The following is a 1,545-nucleotide window of genomic DNA, read 5'->3' on the forward strand; positions in this document are numbered from 1 at the left end:
GCGTCCCGCCGAGTGCAACGCCGTTGCATCAGCCGTCAGGCCCGGCGTCAATGTCTCCGTCCTTGACCATCTTGAAGTCCAGTGTGTACGTCTGCACGGTGCGCGGATGCTGGTCCCGCTGGAACTGGTACTTGCTGGATGTCTTGCGGTAGCGGGCCTTCAGGCGCTGGCGGCGCTGTTCGGGGAGGAGGTTGGCCAGCACAGCCCGGCCGATGGCCCCGATCAGCGACGCCATACTGCCCCGGGCAGGTCCCGGAGCGACGAGGATCTGGTCCGCGGCGGCCTGGAAGAGAACGGTAAAGCTCACCCGCTGGACGGACAGTCCCGGCGTGGCCGTCGTGACATCGCCGGCCATGCGGACCAGCGCCTGGTAGACCGTCAGCAGCGCGAAGATCTCCTGCTCAAGACCGGGGACACTGCGTGAACGCAGCACTCGCCCGTCCAAGATGGTGGACTTCAGCGAGAAATAGCAGGTCTCCGCCTGCCAGCGCTGGTGGTAGAGCCGCAGCAGGTCGTTCGCGGGGTGGCTGTCGGCATCCAGCAGATTGGTCAGCAGCCGCCACAGCTCCGTGCGCCGCGTACCGTCGGCGAGGACGACGGTGAGCCACGCCTCGACCACCCGCACCTGAACCCGCTGCCCGTTCGCCCTGGCACGGTAGCGGCGCGGCAGGACCGCGGTGAGGTAGGAGCCGTCGGGCAGCGGGCGGCGCACGGTCGGGCGCCGCTTGCGGGTGGAGCGCAGCACGAAACGGGCCCCGGTGTCCTGCACGGCCTGAAGGAAATCGAACGCGTCGTAGTAGGCGTCGGCCAGTAAGAGCATCGATGTATCCAGATGTCCCAGCAGCCGGCGTGCGTAGGCGGGTTCGCCGACGTCGTCGGGTCCGAAGACCGCATCCACCAGAGCGCGTGTGCCGCACTCCACGAGAGCCACCATGCGCACCAGCGGGTAGCCGAACGCACGGACCCTGCCGATGTGTTTGGGATGGCGCCAGGTCACCGCTTTCTCATCGGGAGCGGACAGGGTGGTGCCGTCCACGGCGACCAGGCGCAGGCCCTGGTAGAACGCGCAGGACTGGCGGTGGTCGGCCACGGGCCCGGCCAGGATCGAGAACAGACGGCGCAGCGGTCCGCTTCCCAGCCGGCGCCGGGCACGGGCCAGCGACGAGGCGCACGGGTGAGCCACGGGCACGCTGCCCAGTCCCGCCGTGAGCTTGGCCCATACCGCCTGGTAGGAGGATCGTTCGAAGAAGGCGAGGGCCAGCACGAAGTACACCACGACACGCGCCGGGAGCAGCCGTAGCCGCTGCTGTCGGACACCGGTGTCCTCCAGGACCGCGTCGACCAACTCGGGGTCGATGATCTCGGTCAACTCTCCCAGATGGCCGGGCGCGTACACGTCCAGGGCTGTCGCGCCGGACCTGACGCTGACAGAATTCTGCGGCAACGGGACCTCCGGGGCACTCGCAATGGCTTCGACACCATGCGAACTACCAGAGGTCCCGCCCTCTTGACAGGGCGCACACATCCTTAACGCACTGGCGTTGC

At 68.2% G+C, this 1,545-nt stretch carries 1 protein-coding gene; it reads right to left on the reverse strand.

Annotated elements, in window-relative coordinates; translation table 11 throughout:
* Positions 1 to 28 precede the first annotated feature (28 nt).
* Positions 29 to 1,444 (reverse strand): IS4 family transposase, encoded by a 1,416-nt coding sequence (locus tag LQ326_RS47120; RefSeq protein ID WP_234545369.1) that lies wholly within the window; start codon positions 1,442 to 1,444, stop codon positions 29 to 31.
* Positions 1,445 to 1,545 lie beyond the last annotated feature (101 nt).

The organism is Streptomyces shenzhenensis, from assembly GCF_021462265.1.
Taxonomy (GTDB): domain Bacteria; phylum Actinomycetota; class Actinomycetes; order Streptomycetales; family Streptomycetaceae; genus Streptomyces; species Streptomyces shenzhenensis.